Source organism: Niastella vici, from assembly GCF_002077945.1.
Classification (GTDB): domain Bacteria; phylum Bacteroidota; class Bacteroidia; order Chitinophagales; family Chitinophagaceae; genus Niastella; species Niastella vici.
In genome coordinates this window covers 812,708-819,643 of the sequence record NZ_LVYD01000058.1, presented here as the reverse complement: position 1 = coordinate 819,643, position 6,936 = coordinate 812,708, and the positions used below count along the sequence as shown (strand labels likewise).

Sequence of the window (6,936 nt, the reverse complement as noted above, 5' to 3'; positions counted from 1 at the left end):
AAGTATGGTGTATCGCATAAAAAGGAGAACAACGAATACCCATTAAAAATTTTCATGAAGTGCGGTTATTGCGGAATAGGTTACACCGGTTATACAGTCAGCAAGAAGATTAAGGCCAGTAATGAAGTGGGGAGATATCACTATTACAAATGCCGTACAGAGGGCTGCAATTGTAATAAGAGCACTACAGGTGTTAATAAAGACTTCCTTATTTACCTAGGCAGCTACAGCATCAAACCCTATCTAATAACCCCGCTGTTGTATCACATGAATCATGCTTTTGACCGTCATTATGAAGCATCCTATAAGTTAAAGGACACCCTGCAAAGCAACCTGGCTATAGTGGATGCAAAGATTGAGGAATTGGAAGAAAACTATTATGTTGATAAAAGGGTGCCCGCTGAAACCTATGACAGACTAATGATCAGGCTCGCGAAAGAGAAAAAGCAGATCCTGGACAACCTGGCGAGTAGCAATATTGAGAGTTCTAACTTAAAAGAAGTATTTGAATGGGCTATCAATATTTCGCTAGAACTGCCGCTGGTATGGCATTCCAGCGAGGTAGGGGCAAAGGAAAAGCTACAAAAAATGGTGTTTCCTGAAGGTATAAGCTATTTTCACAAAAACGGGGCATTTCTAACTGACGAAGTAAACGAAGTATTTGAGCCAATCCCGCGCCTGAACAGCATTTCAGAAAGTGATAAAAACAAACAAGGCAGCATTTCTGCTGCCTTGTCCAATTTCGTCGGGAGGACAGGATTCGAACCTGCGACCCCGTGGTCCCAAACCACGTATTCTACCGGGCTGAACTACCTCCCGATTGCCCTTTCAGCTGTTACCAACTTCCGGAACTGAGGTAAAAAATATCCGCCATCGCACTTGCATCGGCGGACTTTCGGCGGAGAGGGAGGGATTCGAACCCTCGGTACAAGTTTAAGCTCGTACAACGGTTTAGCAAACCGGCCCTTTCGGCCACTCAGGCACCTCTCCATTTTCCGATGGGACGGCAAAATTAAGAGGAAATTTCCAATTAAAATCAATTACATAGCGAAAAATTCAGCATATTTTTTTGTCTCGAAGGGTGAAAATCGCGCTCCACAGCGTCAGTGGCCAGTTCCAGGCTACGAAAGCTCATAATAAAGTGCCTGCAAAACTCATTTTTATAGATCCAGACCTTATCACGACCACCGAACTTCAATATTCTTCCCCTACTCATAGCTTTTATTCTTTCCGGTCTCTTCCGGAAACCTGTACAATGCCATTGACAGGAACTTTACGCAGGCTATGGGTAAGGTGAGCAAAACAGTAATGATAAGGGCCAGCCAGTGAACCTGGTAAACAGTTACATTCCTTACAGCCCTCCCCCACTGATTCCAACCAATAAACTGGGTTCAGTCGCTTTTTTCGCTATTTGTCGGGTTTTTACCCTTGTTAAAAGAAAACCCTTTGCCTGCTTGTGAACCTGGTAAACAGTTACATTCCTTAAAGCCCTCCCCACTGGCTCCAACCAATAAACTGGGTTCAGTCGCTTTTTTCGCTATTTGTCGGATTTCTACCCCTCGCTAAAAGAAAAATCCCTCCCGGCCAGGCCGGGAGGGATCGTATAATATTTTAAACAGGGTTTAAAGCTACATAGCGGCCAACTGTACCTTTTGCTGCAACTCCATCACACTTTCGCGGAAGGTGCTGTCAGTATCCATAAGATCCTTTACCGTTTGGCAGGAATGGATAACTGTGGTGTGGTCGCGACCACCGAAATGCTCTCCAATGGTCTTTAAAGAGTTTTTGGTAAACGCTTTGGCCAGGTACATAGTAATTTGCCGGGCCTGCACGATTTCTCGTTTGCGGGTTTTCTGTAGCAGTTTATCGTAAGGAACATCGAAATATTCACATACCATTTTTTGTATGGTTTCGATGGTGATTTCCTTGCTGCTAGTTTTCACGAAATTACGGAGGACTCTTTTTGCCAAGTCTAGGTCTATTTCCCGCTTGTTAAGCGAAGATTGTGCCAATAATGAAATCAGCGCCCCTTCCAGCTCCCGTACGTTACTATTGATATTATAAGCCAGATACTTAACTACTTCTTTTGGCATTTCCAACCCGTCGTTCTTCATCTTGCGCTCCAGGATCTCAATGCGGGTTTCATAGTCAGGAACCTGCAGATCGGCACTAAGCCCCCAACGGAAACGGCTCAACAACCTTTCCTGAACCCCTTCCAGGTCTTTGGGTGGTTTGTCGGAAGTCAATATTAACTGCTTACCGCTCTGGTGCAGGTGATTAAAGATGGCAAAGAATGCATCCTGCGATTTTTCGGCCCTGTTAAAGAACTGAACATCGTCAATGATCAATACATCTATTAATTGATAGAAATGTATAAAGTCATTAATAGCATTATTACGGCTATGGTCCTGGAACTGGTTAATGAACTTTTCTGAACTTACATACAACACCACCTTATTAGGGTGCAGCCTTTTTGTTTCATTACCTATTCCCTGCGCAAGGTGCGTTTTACCCAAACCAACGCCTCCATATATCACTAATGGATTAAATGAACTGGCGCCTGGCTTCTCCGCAACTGTTTTACCGGCACGACGGGCTACCCGGTTACAATCACCTTCAATAAAATTTTCAAACGTATAAATGGGATTGAGCTGCGGATCAATCTGCATTTTTTTCAAACCCGGAATAACAAAGGGATTCTTTACCGGATTATTTATAATGAGCGGAAAATCCATCTCATTACTTGAAAATGTTTTGTAGCCGTGTGTGGGAACATCCATAGTTAGCGGTTTGTTATTATGATTACCACTATCAACCATGATCCGATATTCTAATCTGGCGTCCTTACCCAATACCCTTCTTAATGTTTTTGCCAACAGGTTAACATAATGCTCCTCCAGGTATTCATAAAAGAATTGACTCGGAACCTGAATGATAAGTATATTGTCTCTCAGCTCTACTGGTTTAATTGGTTCAAACCAGGTTTTGAAATGTTGCCACTCAACAATATCCTTGATTATTTCCAAACAATTACTCCAAACTTTTTCGGACGTCTTAGCCATTATACTAGAAGCAGTTTTTTTATGTTGAGTTAAGTTCGTATTCATCTTTATTACGCACAGTGTCTACTCACAGGACAGTTGGGGAATCTCAGAAACTTATCAGAAACTTAAAAAGGGCGACGAATATCAAATTTTTTCTCTTAAAAAAAAATTTTTTATTCACTAGTTTTTGACAATTCTACACTCAGCCTGACTAATTATTTTATTTTATTTTTTACTGTCAAAATAATTCCCATCAATAACTTTTCCATGCAATTATTATGCGCAGTTCCAGGTTACTGTTCCAATCCTTTAGCACTGCCAATTACAAGTAGGGAATTGCAAAAAACAGCATGGTTTAAGTTCAACAATTCACCTCCTATGCTGCGTACTTTTGCGTCACTACTCATATAAGCAGCGCTCATAAGCTTAATCTTGTTATATGCCCGGGAAATTATATTGTGCGGGCCTGCCGACCGTGAAGCACCTGGTTTACATTGAACGGATTTTATCGTGTTGGTTTTGTAGGTAATGCGGATGAAGAAAGACAACAACGCAGTAGTATCAAAAAATCCTTTCTTCATATGTATTTATTGGATGCTCTTGAAGGTACAAATTATTTGAAATGCAGAAAATATAAATCCAGTTTTTTTTCTTTCCTGATCAAAATAAAAAATCATTCAACAACATTGCATTAGTTGAAAAAAAGTTATAGATTAATTTTTTACCGCATTAGCCTTTAATACGCTGATATAAGTTAACAGTTGTAAGCCTGAACATAAGCGGGCAAGGTATTCAGGTATTTTTTATAAAACAATAACACATAGTGGTATAATTCTAATCCCCTCTTAATACAAGCAGGTTCATTTATAAATAATTATCTCAAACGTTCATAAAACATAGTAAAAAAACCATGCGCTTTATAATTACATAAAGCTAAAGAAGTACACTACTTTTAGCAACTCCTGGATAACTACAAGGTTTACATTCCATCCTTTATTTATGTCGTGGAACGTTTTTGTGAATCGTAACTTGTTACCTTTGTGCTGTTCAAAATTTTTTAGGTTAACTACCTAACATTATGCAACAACGTATTACTATAAAGCTTCTTCCCGCCGAAGCAGCTGTTGAATCAACCGTTCAACAATATGCTGCCCAATCCTTAGGTATTTCAATTACGGCTATTACCGGCTACCAGGTTATTAAACGCTCCATTGATGCACGTGGCAGGCAACCCTGGATCATGTTGACCATCCTTGTGTTTGTAAATGAACCATTTCATGAACGCAATGTCAAAAAAATATCATTGCCCGATGTGTCAAAAGCTGCCAGCCAGGTAGTCATAGTTGGCGCAGGGCCTGCAGGTATGTTTGCCGCTCTAAAATTGATTGAGCAAGGTATTAAACCGGTATTGCTTGAAAGAGGTAAAGATGTTCGCAGCCGCCGCCGCGATCTTGCCCTGTTAAATAAACAAGGCATTGTAAACCCCGAAAGCAACTATTGCTTTGGTGAAGGTGGCGCCGGTACATATAGCGATGGTAAATTATATACCCGTAGCACCAAACGTGGTGATGTAGAACGTATATTAAATATACTGGTGCAATTTGGCGCCCATGAAAAGATCCTGTATGAAGCACATCCGCATATAGGCACCAATAAATTGCCCGAGATCATTACTGCAATAAGGGAACAGATAGTGTCATGCGGTGGTGAATTCCTGTTTGAGCAAAAAGTGACTGATCTTCTTATACAGAACAATACTATTCATGCAGTTAAAACTGCAAGCGGTGATACATTCAATGCAGATGCGGTGATTTTGGCCACCGGTCATTCGGCCAGGGATATCTTTGAACTGCTTCATAATAAAAATATCCTTATTGAAGCGAAACCGTTTGCACTGGGTGTTCGTGTAGAACATCCGCAAAGCATTATCGATAGTATACAATATCATTGCAACAACCGCGATGAAATGCTGCCTCCTGCTTCATACAGCCTTGTTCAACAGGTAAATGAACGTGGCGTATTTTCTTTTTGTATGTGCCCCGGCGGCATCATAGCACCTGCAAGCACCAGTGAAGGTGAGCTGGTTGTAAATGGCTGGTCGCCTTCAAAACGTAATAACCCGTTTGCAAACTCAGGCATCGTTACTTCTGTTGAGATCAAAGATGTTATAAATTTTCAAAAGAAACACTCCCCTTTATCGGGGATGTATTTTCAACAAGCCGTTGAACGTAAAGCCTTTCAATATGGTGGTGGTCAATTTGTAGCCCCCGCGCAAAGGATGGTTGATTTTACCCAAAAGAAAGCTTCCTCTTCATTGCCAGCCTGTTCTTATTTACCTGGTATTACAACTGCGCCATTGAATGAAGTATTGCCGCCGTTTGTATACGCTTCGCTGCAACAGGCGTTTATTGAGTTCGGTAAGAAAATGAGAGGCTATTTTACCAATGAAGCGGTACTGGTTGCTACAGAATCAAGAACATCATCGCCCGTTCGTATTCCCCGCGATGCGGAAACAACACAACACCCGCAGATCAAAATGCTTTTCCCCTGTGGCGAAGGCGCCGGCTACGCCGGTGGTATTGTAAGCGCTGCCATGGATGGAGAACGGGTTGCCATGAATGTTGAACGCCTGATGAAAACAGCTTAGCACTTTTTTCATTTTAACGCCTGTCCCTAACATATGCCGGAACTCCGCTTTTCATATAGTGCGATTCCCACATTTGTTAATTGGGGAATGGTTTCTCATTCTGGGGAACTACTCTTCTTTCTCATTCCCCTGTCTTGCTATTAATAATTTCTTTTCTATGAGCTTGTTCTTTTTAAATGCGGTCATCTCTTCTTTTAATTCTTCTTTTTCTTTTTTCATTACAGGTTCCTGCAAACTCCTGTTCAAATTGGGGCAACCGGCATCAACCCAGCTGGTGTACCAGAAATCTGCCACCAGGTTGGCCGAGCTTATCAATCGTTGATTAATAGTTTTACCCAACTTTGCACTGTATGCTTTGGCAAATGCTGATGTATAACTTTTATATTCTCTTCCATTCCGCATTTGCACGCGGTATTTTTCTTCCGGGGTGAATGAACGGGTCACGGCTTTTTCTTCTTCAAAAACATCATGCAATAGTTTTTGCGATTCCCGAACGGCTTTCCAGATAGCCCTTTCCGGGTGTTTCAGGTATTTGGCTTTATGTCGGCCGCGCAGATCGTATTGCTGTATCTCTATCTCCGGTATCATACTTTCCCATAAAGCATGCAATCCCTTTTGACCAGTCAACTGTCCATCATAATTTTCGCTTACATGTAAGGGCACATGTGCATCACTTATATAATGCCCCAGATCAATTGCATAAAAAAGGATACTGTCTTTATTTCCGCTGCGGAAAGCCTGTGTAAGTCTTTCTTTCATGGTAACTACGTAATACGGCACATAGCCACACCTTACCAGACTGTCTTTTCCATATTTCTTCAAAGCATCTTTCCATAGCAGCGGCATCTTCCAGGCTGCAGAATCGCCATACAATTCCAGGTCAATATAGTGTTTGGGCGCTTCTTCCTTATCTTCATTTCTTCGCTGATCGGGACGTACCGATTTTTTTACGATCTCAGTCATATTACGGTGAAAAAAATACCGCATCGATGGCGGTAACTCATAAACGGCCAGTTGATGTATGGTACGGTGTCCCAGAAAACCCCAACTGCTACATACAATGCCTGCCAGTATTACCACGCTACTAATTATGATCAGCTTTTTCATCTGCGAATATTATTTGAGTTTGGCCAGAAGGAACTTTCCCTGACAAAATTTTCATTGCCATATGTGCAATAATGGAAATTATTTCAGGGACGTTTCATGCCTTTGTATTATGTAAGGGCATAAATATAGTGCGCCCTT

General features: G+C 41.5%; 4 protein-coding genes and 2 tRNA genes. 1 reads left to right on the top strand and 5 read right to left on the bottom strand.

All coding sequences use genetic code 11. The features are described 5' to 3' along the window. Positions 1 to 745: 745 nt before the first annotated feature. From A3860_RS27135 to A3860_RS27120, 4 genes are all read right to left on the bottom strand, one after another. Positions 746 to 819 (bottom strand) — tRNA-Pro (locus tag A3860_RS27135). Between the two features lie 80 nt (positions 820 to 899). Next, positions 900 to 990, bottom strand: a tRNA-Ser gene (locus A3860_RS27130). Between the two features lie 638 nt (positions 991 to 1,628). Beyond that, the gene (gene dnaA / locus A3860_RS27125) at positions 1,629 to 3,062 is read right to left on the bottom strand and encodes a chromosomal replication initiator protein DnaA (RefSeq protein WP_081152243.1); all 1,434 of its coding nucleotides are present in this window, start codon (positions 3,060 to 3,062) and stop codon (positions 1,629 to 1,631) included. A 275-nt stretch (positions 3,063 to 3,337) separates the two neighbouring features. Next, positions 3,338 to 3,625: a hypothetical protein gene (locus A3860_RS27120; protein ID WP_081152241.1), complete on the bottom strand. Its 288-nt coding sequence runs from the start codon at positions 3,623 to 3,625 to the stop codon at positions 3,338 to 3,340. A 497-nt stretch (positions 3,626 to 4,122) separates the two neighbouring features. Between A3860_RS27120 and A3860_RS27115 the strand changes: the two genes are divergently transcribed. Then, positions 4,123 to 5,691, top strand: coding sequence for an NAD(P)/FAD-dependent oxidoreductase (locus A3860_RS27115; RefSeq protein WP_081152239.1), 1,569 nt, complete (start codon positions 4,123 to 4,125; stop codon positions 5,689 to 5,691). A gap of 108 nt (positions 5,692 to 5,799) precedes the next feature. Here the strand turns inward: A3860_RS27115 and A3860_RS27110 are convergent, their stop codons facing one another. Next, entirely contained in the window at positions 5,800 to 6,798 is a 999-nt protein-coding gene (locus tag A3860_RS27110; RefSeq protein WP_081152238.1) for a zinc dependent phospholipase C family protein, read from the bottom strand. Between the last annotated feature and the right edge of the window lie 138 nt (positions 6,799 to 6,936).